The sequence below is a fragment of the Chloracidobacterium validum genome (assembly GCF_018304825.1).
In the GTDB taxonomy this organism is placed as follows: Bacteria; Acidobacteriota; Blastocatellia; order Chloracidobacteriales; family Chloracidobacteriaceae; genus Chloracidobacterium; species Chloracidobacterium validum.
In genome coordinates, this window is record NZ_CP072649.1 from 202,113 (window position 1) to 220,793 (window position 18,681).

The 18,681-nt window shown below is 61.5% G+C and carries 16 protein-coding genes and 1 CRISPR repeat array (1 of these 17 cut by a window edge); of the genes, 6 read left to right on the top strand and 10 right to left on the bottom strand.

Annotated elements, in window-relative coordinates; translation table 11 throughout:
* A CRISPR array of direct repeats spans positions 1-79; the repeat unit is 36 nt; unit sequence GCTTCAATGGGGCCGCTTTTTTTCAAGCGGAAAAAG (it extends 5,889 nt beyond the left edge of the window).
* Positions 80-275: 196 nt separating this feature from the next.
* The 9 genes from cas2 to dnaB all read right to left on the bottom strand — a co-directional run bounded on the left by cas2 (position 276) and on the right by dnaB (position 12,535).
* Positions 276-572 (bottom strand): CRISPR-associated endonuclease Cas2, encoded by a 297-nt coding sequence (cas2, locus tag J8C06_RS11960; protein ID WP_211430387.1) that lies wholly within the window; start codon positions 570-572, stop codon positions 276-278.
* A gap of 177 nt (positions 573-749) precedes the next feature.
* Entirely contained in the window at positions 750-2,495 is a 1,746-nt protein-coding gene (cas4g/cas1g, locus tag J8C06_RS11965; RefSeq protein WP_246602153.1) for a CRISPR-associated endonuclease Cas4g/Cas1g, read from the bottom strand.
* A gap of 30 nt (positions 2,496-2,525) precedes the next feature.
* On the bottom strand, positions 2,526-3,434 hold the full coding sequence (locus J8C06_RS11970) for a type I-G CRISPR-associated protein, Cas3-extension family (RefSeq protein ID WP_211430388.1): 909 nt from the start codon (positions 3,432-3,434) through the stop codon (positions 2,526-2,528).
* Positions 3,431-6,493: a type I-G CRISPR-associated helicase/endonuclease Cas3g gene (cas3g, locus tag J8C06_RS11975; protein WP_211430389.1), complete on the bottom strand. Its 3,063-nt coding sequence runs from the start codon at positions 6,491-6,493 to the stop codon at positions 3,431-3,433. Before cas3g ends, J8C06_RS11970 begins: the two co-directional genes overlap by 4 nt.
* Before the next feature lie 4 nt (positions 6,494-6,497).
* Positions 6,498-8,069: a type I-G CRISPR-associated protein Csb2 gene (csb2, locus tag J8C06_RS11980; protein ID WP_211430390.1), complete on the bottom strand. Its 1,572-nt coding sequence runs from the start codon at positions 8,067-8,069 to the stop codon at positions 6,498-6,500.
* On the bottom strand, positions 8,066-9,397 hold the full coding sequence (cas7g, locus tag J8C06_RS11985) for a type I-G CRISPR-associated RAMP protein Csb1/Cas7g (protein ID WP_211430391.1): 1,332 nt from the start codon (positions 9,395-9,397) through the stop codon (positions 8,066-8,068). Before cas7g ends, csb2 begins: the two co-directional genes overlap by 4 nt.
* Before the next feature lie 456 nt (positions 9,398-9,853).
* Positions 9,854-10,336, bottom strand: a complete 483-nt coding sequence (locus J8C06_RS11990; protein ID WP_211430392.1) for an SET domain-containing protein — start codon at positions 10,334-10,336, stop codon at positions 9,854-9,856.
* A gap of 55 nt (positions 10,337-10,391) precedes the next feature.
* Positions 10,392-11,066, bottom strand: coding sequence for a hypothetical protein (locus tag J8C06_RS11995; RefSeq protein WP_211430393.1), 675 nt, complete (start codon positions 11,064-11,066; stop codon positions 10,392-10,394).
* 107 nt (positions 11,067-11,173) lie between these two features.
* Positions 11,174-12,535, bottom strand: coding sequence for a replicative DNA helicase (dnaB, locus tag J8C06_RS12000; protein WP_211430394.1), 1,362 nt, complete (start codon positions 12,533-12,535; stop codon positions 11,174-11,176).
* Between the two features lie 442 nt (positions 12,536-12,977).
* Here dnaB and J8C06_RS12005 point away from each other — a divergent pair, with 442 nt between their 5' ends.
* The 3 genes from J8C06_RS12005 to J8C06_RS12015 all read left to right on the top strand — a co-directional run bounded on the left by J8C06_RS12005 (position 12,978) and on the right by J8C06_RS12015 (position 14,648).
* On the top strand, positions 12,978-13,253 hold the full coding sequence (locus J8C06_RS12005) for a hypothetical protein (RefSeq protein ID WP_211430395.1): 276 nt from the start codon (positions 12,978-12,980) through the stop codon (positions 13,251-13,253).
* Between the two features lie 3 nt (positions 13,254-13,256).
* On the top strand, positions 13,257-13,814 hold the full coding sequence (locus J8C06_RS12010) for a flavodoxin family protein (protein ID WP_211430396.1): 558 nt from the start codon (positions 13,257-13,259) through the stop codon (positions 13,812-13,814).
* 78 nt (positions 13,815-13,892) lie between these two features.
* Positions 13,893-14,648 (top strand): Fe-Mn family superoxide dismutase, encoded by a 756-nt coding sequence (locus tag J8C06_RS12015; RefSeq protein ID WP_211430397.1) that lies wholly within the window; start codon positions 13,893-13,895, stop codon positions 14,646-14,648.
* A gap of 25 nt (positions 14,649-14,673) precedes the next feature.
* On the opposite strand, the gene J8C06_RS12020 is transcribed toward J8C06_RS12015, so the two are convergent.
* Positions 14,674-15,696, bottom strand: coding sequence for an aldo/keto reductase (locus J8C06_RS12020; RefSeq protein WP_211430398.1), 1,023 nt, complete (start codon positions 15,694-15,696; stop codon positions 14,674-14,676).
* Between the two features lie 221 nt (positions 15,697-15,917).
* Here J8C06_RS12020 and J8C06_RS12025 point away from each other — a divergent pair, with 221 nt between their 5' ends.
* From J8C06_RS12025 to J8C06_RS12035, 3 genes are all read left to right on the top strand, one after another.
* The gene (locus tag J8C06_RS12025; RefSeq protein ID WP_211430399.1) at positions 15,918-16,862 is read left to right on the top strand and encodes a universal stress protein; all 945 of its coding nucleotides are present in this window, start codon (positions 15,918-15,920) and stop codon (positions 16,860-16,862) included.
* 187 nt (positions 16,863-17,049) lie between these two features.
* Positions 17,050-17,601 carry an HNH endonuclease gene (locus J8C06_RS12030; RefSeq protein WP_211430400.1) on the top strand — a complete coding sequence of 184 codons (552 nt, stop codon included), beginning with the start codon at positions 17,050-17,052 and terminating at the stop codon, positions 17,599-17,601.
* A 63-nt stretch (positions 17,602-17,664) separates the two neighbouring features.
* Complete coding sequence (locus J8C06_RS12035; RefSeq protein ID WP_211430401.1) at positions 17,665-18,669, top strand: serine hydrolase; 1,005 nt, start codon at positions 17,665-17,667, stop codon at positions 18,667-18,669.
* Positions 18,670-18,681 lie beyond the last annotated feature (12 nt).

Genomic DNA, 18,681 nt, shown 5'->3' on the forward strand with positions numbered 1-18,681 from the left:
GGAAAAAGAATAGGCCCGGTGGGCATGCGTCTCCAGGTAATTTGCTTCAATGGGGCCGCTTTTTTTCAAGCGGAAAAAGTCCGTTCGCCCAACGTCCGTGTTTTCAAGTAGCTGCAGACCGTTTTGCGAGCGGTTGCAAAACCATGCCCAAAACAAGTCCGATACGTCAAGCCAGTTTTTGTAACAGGCTGATTCATAAAAGCTTCATGCCTGCGAGCGGCTCCCGGCAAAAGACGCATCACCCCACCGCTCGCACCCCTTCCAACCCCGAACCACTACACAACAACGGTGATCCGCTCGCTCGAGTTCGGTGCAAGTGGCTTGCCCAGCGCCTCAATACAAGCCTTGCCGCGCCCGTCCGCCGGGCCAATATCGACCACCATCACGCGGTCTTCACGCTGATTCATCACTTCCGTCAGAGCCATGATCATCAGCATTCGCTCACTCGGTGACAGATCACAGCAAAAAACCGAATACTGAACCGCATCGCCAAAGCCGCGCATAATACGGTACACCTGACGCCATCGCTTTTGATTGGCAATGTCATAGCAAACAACATAGCGGTTACGCATAAACCCTCTTTCCGACTCGCCAAGTCTAGCCTTCCACGATGAGAAATCCGTGAAGTTGTTCTCTCGTTCGGGCTTGGCAGGTCCAACCGACCAAGACCTTTTCCAGCCTCCGCCGCCAACCCAACGACCTGCCGCGTCCTGTCTTCCATGCCTGAAAAAAAGCTGAGCTAAACCCCGTCAGCGCGTAACAAACGGAATGTAGCGTGGAATTTCCCCGGTAAGCGTTCGGGCCAAAAGCCGTGCCTGAATTTCAAATACCCGGCGATAACTCACTTGATAACCAAAGACCGGATGTGTCACCAGTTGGTCAAGCCGCCGCTCAAAAGCCTCAATGAACACCTTTCGCGCGCGTGGAAGAAGCGCCACAGCTTCACCCCGCTGGAGGAAGTCATCCGGGCCAATCTCGCCGTTGTTGATAACGGTGATAACGACTGAGTCCGCCACCAAGGGACGAAACTCTTCCATCAAATCCAGCGCGAGCGCCGGGCGTCCATAACGTGGTTGATGATAAAAGCCAAGGTAGGGGTCAAACCCAACCCCCAACACGGCCACCACCATTTCCTTGACCAACAAACTGTAGCCAAATGAAAGCAGGGCGTTGATGGGGTCTTTGGGCGGACGACGGTTGCGGCCCGTGAAGTCAAATGGCGGCGCGTCATCCGGCGGCAACTTGAACATCGTCGAAAAATACCGGAAGTACTCGCGCGCGGCGCTGCCTTCCACCCCCAATAGCTCCGCCAAGCTGGTGCCCCGCTCGACGAGGTCGCGCAACGCCACCAACTGGGAAAGCGCTTCCGGGGGCAGGCGGCGTCCATTCCGCCGAAGCAGCAAACGGCTGTTGCGAATTTTTCCTCCAACCAACGCCTTGGCCAGCTTCAAGCAAAACGCTGGGTCCGCGGCAGCTTGAAACTGACGGCAGCGTAACTCGATGTTTTTGTGAGGCGGTGGAGCGGTCACCGCCTGAAGCCATCCACCGTAACTCAGGTGCAGAATGGGAATCTCCTGGCTGGCCAACGCGCGCAGCGCCTGGGCGGAAAGCTGAACGTTGCCAAAGATATTGAGCTGACTGACCTCAAACAAACGCACGGCGTCCACCGCTTGTCCCTTGTCGCGGATCTCAAGCGTGGCACCCCTCAGCCCAAGTGTGTAACCTTGCCCCTGGACATACACCGCCTTGTTGTCGTCCCGTGCCGGAAACAAGCGCCGGATTTCACGCCGCGCAGGCGCTACGTCAGGCGCAACCGACCCCGCCTTGTCCGACCCATGAGCCGTCTCTGCCGTCGGTCGGCTACCAGTTACCTGCTGAACGTGGTTGAGCTCGTCCGGCAAACAAATGCCAACCAGTGAACAGCGCGGGCACTTGTTTGAGTTGACCAACGGCGGCGGCAAGCTGCCGGCTACCGCCAACGCGCGCGCGTCGGCCAAAAGCTGCTTCGTCCGCGTGACCAGCGCCGGTGTAAACTCAACCCGGACGCGCGTTTTGTCACCCACGTAATAAATGACGCCATAGTTGGAGACGTAACCGTTGGCGCGCAGCAAGAGACCCTGCAAGCAAACCTGGATGCGTTCCGGTTCCCACGCTCCCTCCGGCAAGTCCGGCGCGCTGCCTTTTTTATAGTCCACCGGCACAAGCTGCCCATCGTCACTTTCAAGCACGTCAATGACGGCAACCGCGCCGAGTTCTTCCGAACCAATTTCGACCGACCGCGCATGAATCGCCACTTCAGCCGTGACGGCTTCAGCCCGAGGTACGCGCCCGGCTGCCTGGTCAACCCGGCGGTGAACGTAGCGCCCCTGAAGCACATCCAGGTTGGTTGCCCATTCGCGCTGAACATACTCCAGGTAAAATAGACGCGGGCAATAGACATATTCGTTGAGCATGCGCGCCGGGATGAGTTCAGGTGTCGTTGCCAAAGCATCCATAGCCAGGACCTCCAAAACCAATCGGATGGCTCACACAACCTTGCGGGCCGGTGTGAAGTTGGGTGTTTTCTTGACCAGAATCCGTTGGACGCGGTAAGCCGCCACCACGCCCATCTGACGCAGCCGCCGTCGGTCAGCTTCGGCAATTGGGTCGTCCTGCAACGGCGCCAGAGCCAGTAACGACGGAATAAGGTCGGCCGGGACAAAGGGCGTCCAGATGGGCCACGTCCAGCGGGTTTCGTCCTTGCCGAAGCCGCTAAAGCCAAGCGTTTTGAGCGCGCCGCCAACGGGCCAGGTCGGAAACCACCCCAGCGCCTCTAGTGCCAGCCGATTCGCGCCGAGCATCCCACCCCGCTTGCGGCGATTGGGGTCCCCAGATGGCTTGTTCCATTGGTAGGCATGGCGGCGATCTTCCGACGGGTCAAGGTGCAGCGATTGATTCTCAAGTGGGTCGGCATAATCCCACGGCTTGAAAAGCGTTCGGCGCAGGTGGTCGCGCTGGGTGTTCTTCAAAATAGAAACGATGTTGCCAAGGTGATAATCCCGGCGCGTGGTTTGAAGTTGACTGGTCGCCTCGTCTGACGCGAGGTTGCTTCCAATCGCCGCCAGGAAATCCACTTCCTGCCGCTGAAACCGTGTCGCCGCACGGCGAACAGACACAAATTTTTCCTTCTGCGCTTCGTAGAGCTTCGCCGGATGGGCCGCCAGTGCCTTGACCAACGCGCGGTCAAGCCCATCAAGCAAGCCCTGTTGGTCAAGCACTGCCGAGCTGCGGAGCTTGGCAACCCACCCGCCATCGTCGGTTGTCCAGGCCAGTTCGATGTCGGACGTTTCTGCCTGATGGCGCAGCACGTTGACCAGCCCCAGCGCCGCCAGAAACCCAAGTGGCGTCATGCCATCGAGTCCGCGTAAAACCAGCTCGCGCAATCCCTGCGTCATGTGTCACCTCCGGTCGCATAGAACGTTTGTGGTTGGGAAGTCAGCCCGGCCTCTTCATCAGCGCTGGCCTGCTGGTCGGCCAAACGGAGCACCGCCTCCAAATAGGCCGCGCCCCACCAGCCATAGCGGCGTTGCATGCGCCAGAAGCGCGCACCGATGCCTGAGTCCAGTCGGTGCGGCGCCCGGTCTGCCCGCTGCCGCCCCGTGAGCCGGACGGCATAGGTCTGGTCAAGTAGCGTGGCCGTGAAATCAATATCGGTCGCCTCCAAATCCACGACCACCGGCGCAAAGGGACGGCCGCGGCCATGGTGCGTCCCGACCAAGTACAGCACGAGGTCACGTTCTTCGGCGTTGAAGGGGAGCGCCGGCTGGGCCGCTTCCAGCATCGTCACCGACAGCATCTCATGCCGAAAGCCCGAAGGCAGACCAGCCCGCTCCCGTGCTTGCTGCCGTTCATAAGGTGTCAGCGGAAACCCGTCAGATTTAGCCAACAACCTCTGCGGGGAGGCATCCAGAAGCCAGACTTCAGTGCAATCGGCCCGGCGCAGCAACGCCTGAAACCGTTCATCCGCCTTGCCCCAGTCATGTCCTTCCGCTGCCGCTAACAGAACGTCTTGCCGAATCGTCAGAGGCAACGCCTGAATCGTCCGCCGGATTTCCTCCCGGACATCCCGACTGTGGTCGGCCAGCGTCACCGGCTCGGCACAAGTGACGTAGGACCGTTCATCCTCACCCTCATCTATCAGCGGGGTTGCCCAGTCCACAGCCGCGCCCAACCGCTTGCGCGTCACCAAAACGTAGCCGCGCCGGTCAGGATAAGGTTCGCGCAGGAGTCCAAGCTCGGGAGTTGCCAACCGGCGCAGGTTGTCTATCAACCGCGCAAACTGCTCGCGCTCGGAGTGTTGCTCAACCTCATCGGCAAGCTCGCGCAGGGCCGCACGCCAGTCATCCAGGTTGAGCGTTGCTTCGGGGTCGGCCATGTGCTCAAACAGCGCTTTCAGGGTTGGTGTCTCAAGGCGGCCGTCGAAAAGGGCCGGATGCAGTCGCACAACAGCCCGGTCGCGGGCCGGACGGGCCGCTTCCTCGGCAACATCGGGCAAGGCGCCCGGCGGCAGATGGCCCAGCGCTTCCCAACCACCGACTTCAACGGGCAAAACAACGGTGTCGCCCGGCTGTATGTCATCTACGGCAACAAGCCGGCGATGCTCCTCCAGTCCGCGCCAGAGCAAGCCACGCCGTTCCGGTAGAAGGCTTTTGGGCCGGTCGTCAGCCGCTTCGCCAACCCCCAACAGGTCGCTGACATCGTCCTTCTTCCGATCCTCTCCAGTCAGCCACCGCCGCAAGCGCGACATCGGGACGGTCATGCATTCGGCGGCCGTCGGCGGAAGCAAGCTCACGACTTCACCCCAAGCTTCGGGCGAAAAGGCGCTGAGATCGGCGCGCCAGCAAACTTGCGCATCCGGTTCACCGGGCTGCGAGCCGTGAAGAAAGAGCGCAACCTGCGGGTCAAGCGATGGCCGCGGACTGGTCTGAACCAGCACGTCGAGGTATGCCGGAAGCAACGCGGCCGCGTCACGTCGCGCTGACGGGCCCAGGCAAGCCGCCGGCAGCCGGCCGTTTGCTCCATGAGCCGCCAAGAGGCCGTCAAAAGCCTCAATGCCGAAATCCACAACATTGTTGACAGCAACCTGTTGCAGCCACGCCCACGTCTGACCGAGAGCCTCGCCGTAAATCGGATCAGCCTGCTTGGCTTCGAGCGATTTTTCATCCATGAGGATGACCGCCTGGGCCTGAATCGGGCGTCCGCGCCGGTTGAGACGCCCCATGCGCTGGCGGAGCGCGTCAAGCGCCGCGCACTCGGTGATGAGCACGTCAACGTCGTAGTCCGCGCCGACTTCAAGGCACTGGGTTGAAACCACGATGCTCAACTCGGCGCTGTGGTCGGGACGGTCGGACCCAATGCGTGCGCTGAGTCGCGCCTGCTGGGCGTCGCGGTCAATCGGCCGCATCGCCCCAATGACGAGTTCCACGCTGGCGTTCGGGAATGCCTTGTGCAGCGCCTCGTGAACGGCCTTCGCCGTGGCTACGCGATTGACCATGACCCCAATGGCGCATCCACCTGGAGCACCCTCGCCAAAGAGCGGAAACTGCGCGTCCGGGCAAGCGCCGGTCCTGATCTGGTCGGCCAGTGTCTGAACCTCAGTGACGATGGCCTTCACGATGTCCGGCACGCGCACCAGTCGCGCCGGCTTGGTCGCCTTGAGTATCTGCTTCAGCCGCGGCGTAGCGCGGTCTTCCGAGTCGAGTTGAAAGCTCTGGGCAGCGCCTACCACTGGAGTGGCGGTCATCGAAACCACCACCAGCGGCCGCACGCCGATGTCCCGTTCCGCCCACTGCGCTGGGTCAAGATAATCGCGGACAGCCTGCAAGGTTTGGAGAAACGGACGGCTGATGTGAGCTTCGTCGAGCAGTACGAGACTGTCATAGGCAGCCAGTCCAGCTTGAATCGGCGCCGCCCCGGCCGAGACACCGTAGCCGCGAAACAACAGCCGTGACCCAAACTGGTCAACAGTCGTGCAGACGATGAGCGGTTGGGTCGCCGACCGCGCCCACCGGTTGTCACGGTACAGACCGCCGCGTAGTTCAAGCACGTCGAGCGGTGGCGCACTTTCCGGCCGCAGCGTTGAAATCGCGCGCAATGCAGCCGCCACCCTGGCCAGGGTTGGATAACGCTGTGGGGACTGTTCGGCCGCGAGAAGGCTTTGCGCCAAGCGCAGCGCGCGCCGGTAAGCCTCATCCACGATGACGCGCCGGTTGACGCAAAAAAAGAAGCGCCGTGGGGCGGTGCGCTTGTTCGGTTCACAGTCTGCTTGACAGGCCAGGGCAAACACCCCGATGTCGAGCGTTGCCGTCTTGCCGCTACCAGTCGGCAAATCAATAACCTCAGGCCAGTTCCCGGCCACGACTTGCGCTGCCAGCCGACGCTGCCAAGGGTAGGGAGCGGTCGCATGAACTTCACGGAAAAAAGCTTCAAAGTCATCTATCGTAACGCGCGTCATAGAACTAACTCCGTGGATGACGAGGCTTGAGCGGTTTGAACAGCCCGTAGCCAAAAAAGCGTCCGGCGCCGAGCAAGACGGGGCCGACAACTGGCTCGGCAAATTGCAGAAACACGTGAAGCTGGGGCTTGGGCGCCGTCGCGCCCTTGACCAGATAGGGCGGAAAGCCGCCACCGAACTTGGCCTGCGCCGGGCGCGGCAAGGTCTGTCCGCGCAGTGGACGTTCCTTGGCAACGGCGCGCGGCGCGCCCACATGCCAGCTCGTCGGGTCGAAATCAATCACGACCGGTTCCGGCAATCCGGCACGGCGACAGGCGGTAAACAGCAGTTGACCGACTTCGGCTTCCCAAGCGGCCCGCTCCAGTAACCGGTTGGCTTTGGGGAAGCGGTCAAGGACGACCGGCGTCACGCTGGCCCAGCAGATCGCTCCCTCTGGAAAGGCCGTCCAGGTTTCCGGGCGGAGTGTGGCGCGGGTGTCATCCCAGGCACGCTTGCGGAGGACCCAAACGCCGAGCCGTCCGAGCTTGAGCTGGATGGCGGCCGGTTGTCCCCGCGCGTCGAGGATGGACGGGCGCAGGATGGCACCCCGTTTGGGACGGGGGATGTCCGGCGGAAAGGCCAGCGCGACGCCGAGCAGCCGACCGTCGGCATGTTCGTAGCCGACAAAGGGCAGTGGCAGGAATGCCAGGTGTCCACGCCCATCGGCCAGTGGTTGGCCGTCAGCCTCGTGACCGCTGAGCCACGCCGGAGGCGGTTGCTGCGGAGAGCCTCGCATCAAGGTCGCCCGCAGGGCTTGCGTCACCTGAAGCGCAGCTTCAACCGGCAGGCTAGGGCCATCGGTCTGGGCCAACACAAACAAGTCCTGATCAAAGGCCGTCGCCTTCAAGGCCGTCATTGCCGCTCTGGGGTTATCCCGCTGCGGCCGATAGCCGGTTGCCAACCCGATGGTCGGATGGCGTCCCGCTGCAAAAGCTTCACGCAAGCGTTCCAGCGAAGAAGCCTCATGCAGCCGGCGCAGTTGATGGTCGGCCAACCAGTCCTCGGTGTCCGTTTCAGGCAACCAACACACAAAGCCGGCTTCAGGCGTGGGGGGCGCGTCAGCCACCCACATCTGGACAAGCGAAGCAGAATGTCCCAAGCGCGTGACCTTGGCACAAAGCTGCGCCAGCGCCGGCCGGTGGGCTTCTGCGCCGGGAGCGTCGGGCCAGTGCAGGTAACACGGCGCATCGCCGACCCATACGGTTGGGAAGGTGCGTGGTTGTTTGCTTCGGGTGAGGGGAGCCGATTGCAGTTGGCCCGTGCCTTCAGGCCGGTCATTGACTGGGACATAGACGGTCGTTGTGCGCCGCCGGCTGCCACCCGTTGCCGGCAACCAAAGCGCCGGGTCGGGAAGTGAAGCCAACCACACCAACGCCTCGCCTTCAGCCGGGTTCGCCCCGGTTTCAAAAAAGGTGGCCGCCAGCGCCAGCCAGACGCGCGCTGGATGCGGCGGCCACTCAGGCGCGTTGCGCGTCGCCGGATCGGTGGCGCGCGCGTAGCCGGTCAGGTACCGCCAGGCAAGCGTCAACATTGTCATTCGTCTCCTTCATTGGTCTTGCTTTTCGCCAAGTGTTGGCTCTTGACCACCAGCTTCACGAGGTCGTCGGACGGGGTGAGCCGGAGTGGTTGGTCAAGCCACGGAAGCCCAAGCTTCTTGGCCTCTGTGACGGCTGCGTTGAACAGGTCAACGGCTGCCTCGGCGCTCAGGGACAGGTCAGCCTCGATGTGGCCCGGCTTGCCGAGGATTTCCCAGCGCAGCGGTTCGGTTGGCCAGAGCAGGCAGCGGGAACGCAGGTCAAGACCGGCTTCGGCCGCGAGGACTGCCGCGCATAAGCCCAGGGCAGCCAAGACCGTCTGGGCCGCGGCGTCCACGTGGTCGTCGTGCCGGCCGTTGAGTGGAAAACGCAAACGCCGCAGCGCCGGCAGTGACAAGACAATGGTCTGCTCGGCAACCTCAATCGTGACGCCGCCACCGAGGTAAGCGCCGTCCCGATCGCGCTTGGAAATGGATGGCGTAACGTTGCCATGGTTGGCCTCCGACGGTCGCCCGTCTTCTCCGAGTTTTGCCGGGCCCTTTTCTTCCTTGCCGGTCTTTGACTTGTTCGTTTTGATGACGGCTTTTTCGGGGGTGAGCGTCCAGCCGAACGGGGCATCCTCCGGTGTTTTGTACAGCGGGCCGGCCTTGAGCTGGATGCCCAGCGGATCGATCCGGCTGCTGGTCTTGGCGCCCAGGACGGCATTGATCCCGATGATTTCGCTGACCAGAGCGCGCTCGACCTTGGCCCCCAGCCCGCCTTTCGGGCCGGTCGAATCCCACATGCCAAACAGCAGCGCCGTCGGGCACAGCTCAAACAGCGGCGTGGCGTTCCTTGCCGAAGCTTCCCGCAGGCGTTTTCCGTAGGTGGATTCGTGCTTGGGGTTGGCCGAGCGAAACGCCTTTTGGCTTCCGTTTTCGTCAACGAGGCTATCGCGCAAGATGGCATCCACGATGCGGTGCGGCGCTTGGAGCGAGGACACCTTGCCAATCGGCTCAATCAAACGCAGGTTTTCCGCCAAGTCGGTGCCCGGGAAATAGCGTGTAAAGTCCACTTCGATGATCGGCAGTGTCAGCCGATTACGATCAACCGCCTGTTGCAGGGCATCCTCCATGCGATTGGCCTGCGACTGGACGGAATCCAGAAGGACACACCGCACCGGGTTGGCATCGTTGGGCAGTCGCCGTTCCTCGATGGCGTAGAGTCCACCCTCGTAGGTTGGGGGAAACACTTTCGTTCCCCTTCCGCCGGCCGGCTGGAGTTCGAGCCGGCAGCGAAAAGCCGTTGCGTTTTGGACGACTTGTTGGAGTTTTTCGAGTGACAGCGTCATGATGGTTACTCCTCGATGAAATTGGTTTCTTGCCAACCGACCGGGTGTGCGCAGGTAGTGGGCCGTGTCGGCATCGGTAGCAGACTACGCCACTTCGGACGCCATTGCCGGGCTCGCAAGCTTGCGGCGGAAAGGAATGAATGTTCTGTCCGCCAGGGCCACGCCTACCGGTCATGTGTCACAGGCATTCCTGCCTGTGGCGTGCCGTGTCGGCATCAGTAGCAGGCTACGCCACTTCAGACGCCATTGCCGGGCTTGCAAGCTTGCGGCAGAAAGGAATGAATGTTCTGTCCGCCAGGGCCACGCCTACCGGTCATGTGTCACAGGCATTCCTGCCTGTGGCGTGCCGAACCGCGCTTTGTGGCTTTCTAGGCGGTCAGGCGCAGTGCCGCTCAAGAGGCAGTTTTGATGCGTTGGTGGATGCCGGCCGCGGGATGACCAGCGAAGCCATCGCGTCTAGGGGCGTTCCAGCGCAGCGGCCGAAAGTGTCGTCGCGCTGACAAGCGTCCCGCGACAGCGCGGAGACCCACACCGGCAGGGATAATCGCGTCGCCAGGTTTCCAGGTCGCCGTCCGCGACTTGCAGGTGGTAGTCCATCGTCAGTTCCGCGCCCGGCTGGATGTCGGTGATGGCTTCGATGAAGATACGCCCATCGGCTTCCTGGACGCTTTCACAGTTTGGTTCGCAGGCGTGATTGATGTAGCGCGCGAGATTGCCAAAGCGCCCGCCATCCAAAAGTGTGTGCTCGTCAATCGTGAAAAGGAACGTGTGGGTCGTCTGCGCCAGCTTGCGCGCATACCGGCGATCAGCCTCTTCCCGGCTAATCCGCTCGCCTTTGTACTCGATGATGCGCGCGCGGGCCGGAATGCGCGTCAGCGCAAAGACACCCCAGCCATGAATGACTGACCGGCGCACTTCACAGAGGTGATGACGTTGCATGGCGCGACCCAACCCAGGCCCGAAGTCGCTGGGGGTGACTGCTGTCCGCGGACCCTCACGCCATCGGGACAGTCGAGGCCCCGCTTGGCTGCCAGCTAATCCGAAACCGACATTCTGGCGCGCCCTCGCGGCGACAACTGGTGACGGTAACGTCAGGATTGATGCCCCCACAGAGTTCGACGGCGCGGGTAAAGTAGCCAATGCCGGATTGGCAATACTGCGATGGCGGCGGCGTATCGTAAGCGAGGCAAACCGTCCCAGAGCGACGCGGTCCAGTTCGACTTTCCGGCTCATAGCGCGCGCTGCCAAAGGTCTGGAATGTTGGCGACACAACGGCTGAAAGCTGGAGAAAGCCGTCCACGTCGCGGTGAACGAGGCTTTCGTATGTGCCGCCAATGTTGAGTTCAGCCGAGAATGCGCCTAACGCTTCGAGGATGTTGGGCGTCATCTCGCCAAGGGCCGATGCAATGGCCGCGTCAAGCCGAACGAGGAGTCCGAGTTCATACCATTCGCCAACGAAAACCGTTTTGGTGAGTGTTGCGCGGTCACTCTCCGGGAGGTCCTGCAAGATGCGCTTGAGCGTTGCGATGCCATGTTTCATCTGCACGTAGAGCAAGCGTGACTTGATGAGGCTGCCCTGAACTTTCCAGTGGGTGATCGTGGAAAGCTGGGCCGCCCGCTCATCATTCGTAATGGTGCGGCAGCAGATTGGGCGTGACATTGTATCCATGGAAAAACTCCACTGATTCGGGGCGGCCGTTGGGCGCACTGCCTAAAGCTGCGGAACAGGGAAACCGGGGGCGCAGGCTGTTCCGGGTCGGCGCTTGGGCTAACGGTTCATAGACTTTCTCCCCAAGCATTGTCAAAGCGCGTGCAGGTCTTGATGAATGCCAAGTCAACGGTTCCGGTCGGACCATTGCGCTGCTTGGCAACGATGAGTTCCGCCCGCCCGGCATTGTCTTCGGTCGGGTTGTACATTTCTTCGCGGAAAATGAAGGCAACCACGTCGGCGTCTTGCTCGATGCTGCCGCTTTCGCGCAAGTCGGACAGGAGCGGGCGATGGTCGGCGCGTGTTTCAGAGGCGCGGCTCAGTTGTGAGAGCGCGATCAGCGGCACATCAAGCTCTTTGGCGAGGCCCTTGAGGTCGCGCGAAATTTGTGAAACCTCCGTCTGCCGATTCTCGGCGCGTCCGCGACCACGGACGAGCTGGAGATAGTCCACAATCAGCAGGTCTAACCGCTTGTGTTGGGCTTTGAGCCGCCGGGCCTTGGCGCGCATTTCCGCCACGGAGATGCCAGGCGTGTCGTCAATGAAAATCTGCGCGGTGGTCATGACTTCGAGGGCTTCGGCGAGCTTTTTCCATTCATCACGGTTGAGGTAGCCACTGCGCAGGCGTTGTGAATCCACGCGGCTCTGGGCGCAGAGCAGACGCATGACCAACGATTCCTTTGACATTTCGAGCGAAAAAATGCCAACGCACTTGCCATCCTCAACGGCAGCATGTTGGGCAATGTTGAGACAAAAGGCCGTCTTGCCGGCCGACGGCCGCGCCGCAACGATGATGAGGTCGGACGACTGCAAGCCATTGGTCAACCGGTCGAAGTCGGTGAAGCCGGTTGCCAGTCCCGTCAGCCGTCCACTGTTTTCCTGAGCGGTTTCGACGCGGTGAAGCTGGGTTCGGGCGACGTCCGCAACCGGCACAAAGCCGCCACGAATACGGGCTTCTCCGACTTCAAAGATACGGCGTTCGAGTTCTTCGATGATGGTCTGGGCGTCTTTGTCTCCGCGCCGGCAGGCGTCAATGCCGTCCCGGCAAACTTCCAGCGCCTGCCGCAGCATGGACTTGTCTTTGACCGTTCTGGCATAGGCTTCGAGGTTGGCCGGGTTGGCGTACCCGTCGAGCAGAGCCGACAGCGCCGTAACCCCGCCGACACTGTCGAGTTGGTCGCGCTGGCGCAGCCCGGTCGCCAGGGTGGTCGGGTCAATCGGCTGACCCTGCTCGAACAACACCCGCATGACATCAAAAATCTGCTGGTGACTCGGACGGAAGAAGTCCTCTGGCTTGAGCAGTTCGAGCGCCTCAGAACAGGCCCCGTTGTCGAGCAGAATGGATGCCAAAATACTGCGTTCCGCATCCAGGTCGTGTGGAAGCGGATAGTCTGAACCGGTGGAGTCATTCTTGCTCGAACGTGCGGGCATGCGTGTGAGATACGGCGGACACTGAACGGTGCGCCAGGACAAAGGCCAGACAGCGTGCCCAGCCCGATTGGAACGTGGGTTTGCCCATCGCGCCGTAACCCTCGCTCGTTCAGGGACGGAGATGGCGGGCGCGGTTTTCCACCCAGCGAGCTGTCGCGGTTGCTCGATGCTCACCGTCAACCTAGAGTAGCCAACAAGCTAGAGTAGCCAACAAGAAACGTCAATCAGCCTTCAAGCGTCAGCCTTCAAGGTTGAACGCAAACCGGCCCCCGACCAGAGGCGGCCACGGCGCTCGGTTTGCCATTGGCCGCCTCAGATGGCGACGACTTCCAGCAAACATTGACCCAGTGCCGTCACATCCCTTATCCATGGTTGGCCAGCGATTCGTTCACGCTGGCGGCTGGGTACACCCCGCGATTCCTCGTCCCCACCGCAAAGACCTATGGCTCACCATTGTCGTTACGATTTTCCCCCTGAGAAGTGCTTCGACATGGGGTGTGAGCACTTCTACACACAAGTCCAGGCGCGCTTTGAAACGGTGACGGACTTGCTTCTCCAACTACCGCCGGCCGAGGCTGAACTCCACGCTCAGCTAAGCCAGGAACTGGAGACCTGTTTGCGAATGATCCGTGATTTTCACATCGTGTTCCCGGAATGCAGCGTTTTGGATTGTCTCGCAAGTGGTTCTTCTGTGCCGCATCTCAGGGAAGGACACTGATTCATGATTACAGTTGTGATTGTCTACCATAGTGGTTATGGCCACACCGCTGCCCAGGCTGAAGCGGTTCTCAAGGGCGTCCAAAGCGTGCCGGAGGTTTCGGCTCAACTCATTCGGGTCGAGGACATCGAAGCGCACTGGGCAACGCTGGATGGCGCGGACGCCATTGTGTTCGGCTCGCCGACGTACATGGGGAGCGTTTCTGGGCCGTTCAAGTCGTTCATGGACGCATCGTCGCGGCGCTGGCTCCAGCAGGCGTGGAAAGACAAGATTGCGGCGGGGTTCACCAACTCCGGCAGTCTCAGCGGCGACAAACTCAATACGCTCATTCAGTTGGCCGTATTCGCCGCGCAGCACGGCATGGTGTGGGTTGGGCAGGCGGAACTCCCCGGTGGGCGCGCTGACGAAGCCATCAACCGCATCGGGAGCATGCTGGGCGCGGCGGCGCAGTCCGACCACGGCAGCGGGCGTCCGGCGGAGGGCGACTTGGCTACGGCTGAAAAGTTTGGCGCTCGGGTGGCGCTGGCAGCCCACCGCTGGAAACGGGGCGCGCTGGCTTGACCGCGCGGGCTGGTTCGCATCAAGCAAGTCTCCCAAGCGCAGCCCGAGCGCTTGGCACGGGCGTAAGGAGCAACAGGAATGGTTGAATCTCGACGCAACTTTCTGAAGGCGACGGCGCTGACCACTGCTGGCATGACCGTGGGTGGCGTCTTTGACGGGCTGGCTTCCCCGGCGGATGACAAGCTGGTGAAAGCCAGTCGGCTAACCGACGCCGATGGGCAGTATGCCTTGCCACCGCTTCCTTATGACGACAAGGCGCTCGAGCCGGTGATTGATGAAGCGACGGTGCGCTTGCATCATGACGTGCACCACAAAGCCTACGTGGATGGCGCAAACAAAGCGTTGAAGCAGCTTGCCACGGCCCGCGCCGAGGGGGACTTCAATCTGGTCAAGCACTGGTCGCGTGAGCTGGCCTTTCACGGCTCAGGGCACGTGCTGCACACGCTCTACTGGACGAGCTTGACGCCGACCGCCAGTGGCGAGCCAAAAGGCGACTTGGGCAAAGCCATTGCCCAGGACTTTGGCGACCTGGCCAAACTCAAGAACCATTTGACGAAGGCCACGGTGGCTGTCGAAGCGTCCGGCTGGGGCGTCCTGGCCTACAACGTGCTGGAGCGCCGCCTGATGGTGCTGCAAGTCGAAAAACATCAAGACCTGACGGTGTGGGGCGCAGTTCCACTGCTCGTGATTGATGTTTGGGAACATGCTTACTACTTGAAGTATCAGAGCAAGCGGGCCGATTACGTTGCGGCCATCTGGGATATTCTGGATTGGACGGCGGCCGGGCTGCGGTTTGAAGCTGCCCGGACCGTCGCCCACGCTCAACCAGGCTAGCCGCGCCAGGTAGTGTCATCCGGCGTCATCGGGCGTCAATCTTTTCGAGCGCGCCGCCAAACGCAAACTGCCGGACGGTCTCGCTCTGAAGGAAACGGTGTGGAAAGCCCAGCTCGATCGCGCTGGCCTCGGTCAGCCGGGCGAGGTGTTCGCTGCTCAGGCTGAAATCCAGGCAGGCCAGATTGTCCTTGAGTTGGGGGAGCGTGCGCGCGCCCAGAATCGGGATGATGGGCTGGGGGCGCTGGCGCAGCCAGTTGAGTGCCACCTGCGCCGGAGACCGCCCAATGTCTTCGGCAATCGTCATGACGAGTTGGGCTAGCTCGCGGTCGCGGTCCTTCGTGGCCTTGAGTCGCCCCGGCGGGGGATCACTTTCTTTCACTGTGTTGTACTTGCCGGTCAGCACCCCGCCGCCCAGCGGACTCCACGCCGTGACGCCAATCCCAAAGTGCGCCGCCATGGGAAGCAGGTCACGCTCCGGCGTTCGTTCGCGCAGCGAGTATTCAATTTGCAGGCCCACAAACGGCGTCCAACCGCGCAGCGTCGCCAACGTATTGGCGGAGGCCACAATCCAGGCCGGGGTGTCGGAAATCCCGGCGTACAGCAGCTTGCCCTGCCGCACCAAGTCGTCAAACCCACGCATGACCTCTTCGATGGGCGTGGTGAAATCCCAGGCATGCAGCCACAACAAATCAATGTAGTCGGTCTGGAGACGCCGCAGGCTGGCTTCGACGGCCTGCATCAGGTTCTTGCGGTGATTGCCTGAAGCATTGACCTCCCCTCGCCCACTGGTGTCAAGGCTGTATTTCGTGGCAATGACCCAGCGGTCGCGGTCACCCTGGATGAATTCGCCCAGAAACGTTTCACTTTCGCCCTTGGTGTAGAAATTGGCCGTGTCAATGAAGTTGCCACCGACTTCGGCATAGGCGTCGAACATGGCTCGACTTTCCGCCTTGGAGGCCCCGGTTCCCCAGGCTTCGCCAAAGGTCATCGCGCCCAAGCAGAGTTCGGAAACGCGCAGTCCGCTTGCGCCAAGCAGTTTGTATCGCATGCTGAAAAGTCCTCGGTCTCAAACATTCGTTGCGCGCACACTTGGTAGTCCATGCGTCGTTTTGGCTTCATAGACGAAACCGGGCGCGTGATGAAATGACGTTTTGCCGAAAAAGGCGGCCGGATAAACCCGCGTCACGTTGTAGATTCATTCATGAAACCTGTCTGCTTCGGCGCTGCATCTGCGGCGGTCACGGCGGACCTTCCCCAGGGAGATGCCTTATGCCTACCGATTATACTGTTCGTAAGGTTTTGATAGCGACTGATGGGTCGCCGGCGAGTTTTGCGGCGATCTCGGACTTGGTTCACGCCGGTTTGCCGTCAGAAGGCGAAGCAGTCGTTCTTTCAGTGGCTGATCGCGTGCCGCTTTTCCCACCCCGGACGCCTGAAGAAATCCTCTACTTGGAAGACGCGCGGTTGGCCGTGCCGCGCCACTGGGCGCGGAGCGCGGCCGACATTCTCCGGCGACGCTTCCCGCACTGGGTCGTGCGCGAGGAAACCCGCGCTGGCGCGCCGGCGCGGGAAATTCTCAACTTTGCTGACGAATGGTCGCCGGACTTGATCGTGCTCGGCTCGCATGGGCGTTCGACGCTGGGACGCCTGTTTTTCGGCAGCGTTTCACGCAAGGTCATGCTCGAAGCCAAATCCGCCGTGCGGATTGGCCGGCGCCTGGAGCGCCCCGACGATGCCCCGTTGCGAATCCTTGTGGGCTTGGATGAGACGCCGGCCTCCGAGGTCGTCATGGCCGCGCTTGCCGCGCGTCATTTCTCGCCCGATACGCAGGTCAAACTGACGACGGCCACGGGTGTCTTCGAGTATTTCAGTAGCGATATTCTCGGCAGCAGCGTCGCGGTCGTGCCCTCGAATACCGTTGACGAGTTGCGCCGGGCCGCAGCCGAGACGGCCACGGCGGTACAGGAAAAGCTCCTCGCTGCGTATCCAGACCTGAAGGTTGAGCTGTCGCGTGAGGTGATTGAAGGCGATCCGAAGGGGGTCTTGCTGGACATTGCCGAGAAGTGGCCGGCTGACGCCATTTTGCTGGGCACACGTGACCTCTCCGGCGCGGAACGTTTCTTCATTGGAAGCGTCTCTTCGGCAATTGTGGCGCATGCGCCCTGTACGGTTGAAATCATTCGCCGGCGCGCAACGGAAGCCAGTGCCGATTGAGCTGAACACGCGAGGCAAACATAAAGAGGCAACCAAAAAAAGAGGCGACCAAAATTAGCGCTCACCTGCACTAGGGGTTGTCAGCCTATGCAAGTTTCACGCATCATGCGCCAGCCCCCAGGCTCTTGCTGCGCTAGGTTTTCCGATGTCGAACCTGCGCGCGCGTTGAGCTGGAAGGAAGGAGAGTGTGAGCTTGATCATTGCGCAACGGAAAGTCCTCTTGCTCAATGCCTCATATGAACCGCTCGGTTTAGTCTCATTGCCACGCGCCCTGCGCATGGTGTGGCAGCGGACGGCCGAGGTCCTGGAAAAGGATGGCGACCGGGTTCTGCGAACCGTACGTTTTGCGTTCGCGTGCCCTTCGGTCGTGCGGTTGCATGAGTATGTCAACGTCCGCAAGCGGCGGCGCTCATCAGGTGGGTTGCGGACGAAAGTGCTCATCCGCGACCGGTATCGGTGTCAGTACTGTAACAAGCGCGGCACGGCGACTGACTTGACGCTTGACCACATCGTGCCACGGTCACGGGGCGGGCAGTCGGTGGCCGAAAATCTCTGCGCTTGCTGTCATGAGTGCAACCAGCGCAAGGGCGACCGGACGCCTGACGAGGCGCGCATGCCGTTGCTGTCGAACCCAGCCGCGCTCTGGCATGACCTGGATTTGACGGCGCTCCATCACGCGGCGGCATCGCGTCCAGAATGGCGGAAGTACCTTTACCTCGATGATGCGGCGGCGGCCTGACGGCGCGCGTCGGACGTATCCGATGCGCGCCGTTTCGTTTGTGCCCATCTAACGGTGGTTGTCATGGCGTTTTTGCGTTCGTTTGCCTGCCTTCCACGGCGGGTTTGTCTTGGCGTCGCTCTCATGACCTTATGGGGACCCACCGAGGGCTCCGTGGGGCTGGCGCAGTCGTCCGCGCCGGTAGTTGCCCCTGATGAGCGTCCCGCGCGCCGGACGGCAGAGCTGACCCGGCGTTTGCAGCGCCGGCTCGCCTCTTTCAAGGGCAAGGTATTCTGCTTTGCCAAAAATCTCGACACCGGGGAAACCTTTGGCTACAACCCCGACGCCAAAGTGCGGACGGCCAGCACCATCAAGGTGCCCATCATGGTGGAGGTCTTTGCTCAGGTAGCGGAAGGCAAGCTGCAGTGGGATGAAAAGCTCACGGTCGTGCGCCGCCACGAGTATGAGGATGGCGGCATTCTGTTCGAGCTGACGCCGGGGATGCAAATTACCGTCCGCGACGCCATGCGGCTGATGATCGTCGTGAGCGACAACATTGCCACGAACATCCTGCTGGACCGCATCACGACCGATGCCGTCAATGCACGGCTCGCCCAGATGGGCTTTGACGCCACGCGCTCACTGCGCAAAATCGCCGGTGGCGGTGAGAGCACCTTTCGGGAAAGCAATCTGGAAGAAAACAAGAAATACGGCATTGGCGTTGCCACGTCGCGGGAGATGGTCAAGCTTCTGGAGGGGTTGGAGCGCGGGACGATTGTCAGCCCGGAAGCTTCGCGCGAAATGCTGGCCGTGATGAAACGCCAGCAATACCGGGACGGCATCGGTCGGCGGCTGCGTGGGGTCGAAGTCGCCAACAAGCCGGGCGCGCTCGACCATTTGCGCAGCGACATCGGCATCGTTTATACGAAGCAGGGACGCATTGCCATGGCGATTACCGTCGAGGATATTCCCGTCGTGGACTACTGTAGCGAAGCCGAAGGCCACCTGCTCATTGCCGACATCGTTGACTTGCTGCTGGACGGACTGACGCCGGCCCGAACCACGCTGCGTCCCGCCACGCGCCAGTGACATCTCATAACG

Bases quoted from the DNA above. Each gene is read 5' to 3' on its own strand.
- J8C06_RS11970 (WP_211430388.1), bottom strand. From the start codon at position 3,434: ATGACGCAGGGATTGCGCGAGCTGGTTTTACGCGGACTCGATGGCATG.
- J8C06_RS11990 (WP_211430392.1), bottom strand. From the start codon at position 10,336: ATGCAACGTCATCACCTCTGTGAAGTGCGCCGGTCAGTCATTCATGGC.
- J8C06_RS12020 (WP_211430398.1), bottom strand. From the start codon at position 15,696: ATGCGATACAAACTGCTTGGCGCAAGCGGACTGCGCGTTTCCGAACTC.
- J8C06_RS12015 (WP_211430397.1), top strand. From the start codon at position 13,893: ATGGTTGAATCTCGACGCAACTTTCTGAAGGCGACGGCGCTGACCACT.
- J8C06_RS12035 (WP_211430401.1), top strand. From the start codon at position 17,665: ATGGCGTTTTTGCGTTCGTTTGCCTGCCTTCCACGGCGGGTTTGTCTT.
- dnaB (WP_211430394.1), bottom strand. From the start codon at position 12,535: ATGCCCGCACGTTCGAGCAAGAATGACTCCACCGGTTCAGACTATCCG.
- J8C06_RS11995 (WP_211430393.1), bottom strand. From the start codon at position 11,066: ATGGATACAATGTCACGCCCAATCTGCTGCCGCACCATTACGAATGAT.
- cas2 (WP_211430387.1), bottom strand. From the start codon at position 572: ATGCGTAACCGCTATGTTGTTTGCTATGACATTGCCAATCAAAAGCGA.
- cas3g (WP_211430389.1), bottom strand. From the start codon at position 6,493: ATGACGCGCGTTACGATAGATGACTTTGAAGCTTTTTTCCGTGAAGTT.
- cas4g/cas1g (WP_246602153.1), bottom strand. From the start codon at position 2,495: ATGGATGCTTTGGCAACGACACCTGAACTCATCCCGGCGCGCATGCTC.
- csb2 (WP_211430390.1), bottom strand. From the start codon at position 8,069: ATGACAATGTTGACGCTTGCCTGGCGGTACCTGACCGGCTACGCGCGC.
- J8C06_RS12005 (WP_211430395.1), top strand. From the start codon at position 12,978: ATGGCTCACCATTGTCGTTACGATTTTCCCCCTGAGAAGTGCTTCGAC.
- cas7g (WP_211430391.1), bottom strand. From the start codon at position 9,397: ATGACGCTGTCACTCGAAAAACTCCAACAAGTCGTCCAAAACGCAACG.
- J8C06_RS12010 (WP_211430396.1), top strand. From the start codon at position 13,257: ATGATTACAGTTGTGATTGTCTACCATAGTGGTTATGGCCACACCGCT.
- J8C06_RS12025 (WP_211430399.1), top strand. From the start codon at position 15,918: ATGCCTACCGATTATACTGTTCGTAAGGTTTTGATAGCGACTGATGGG.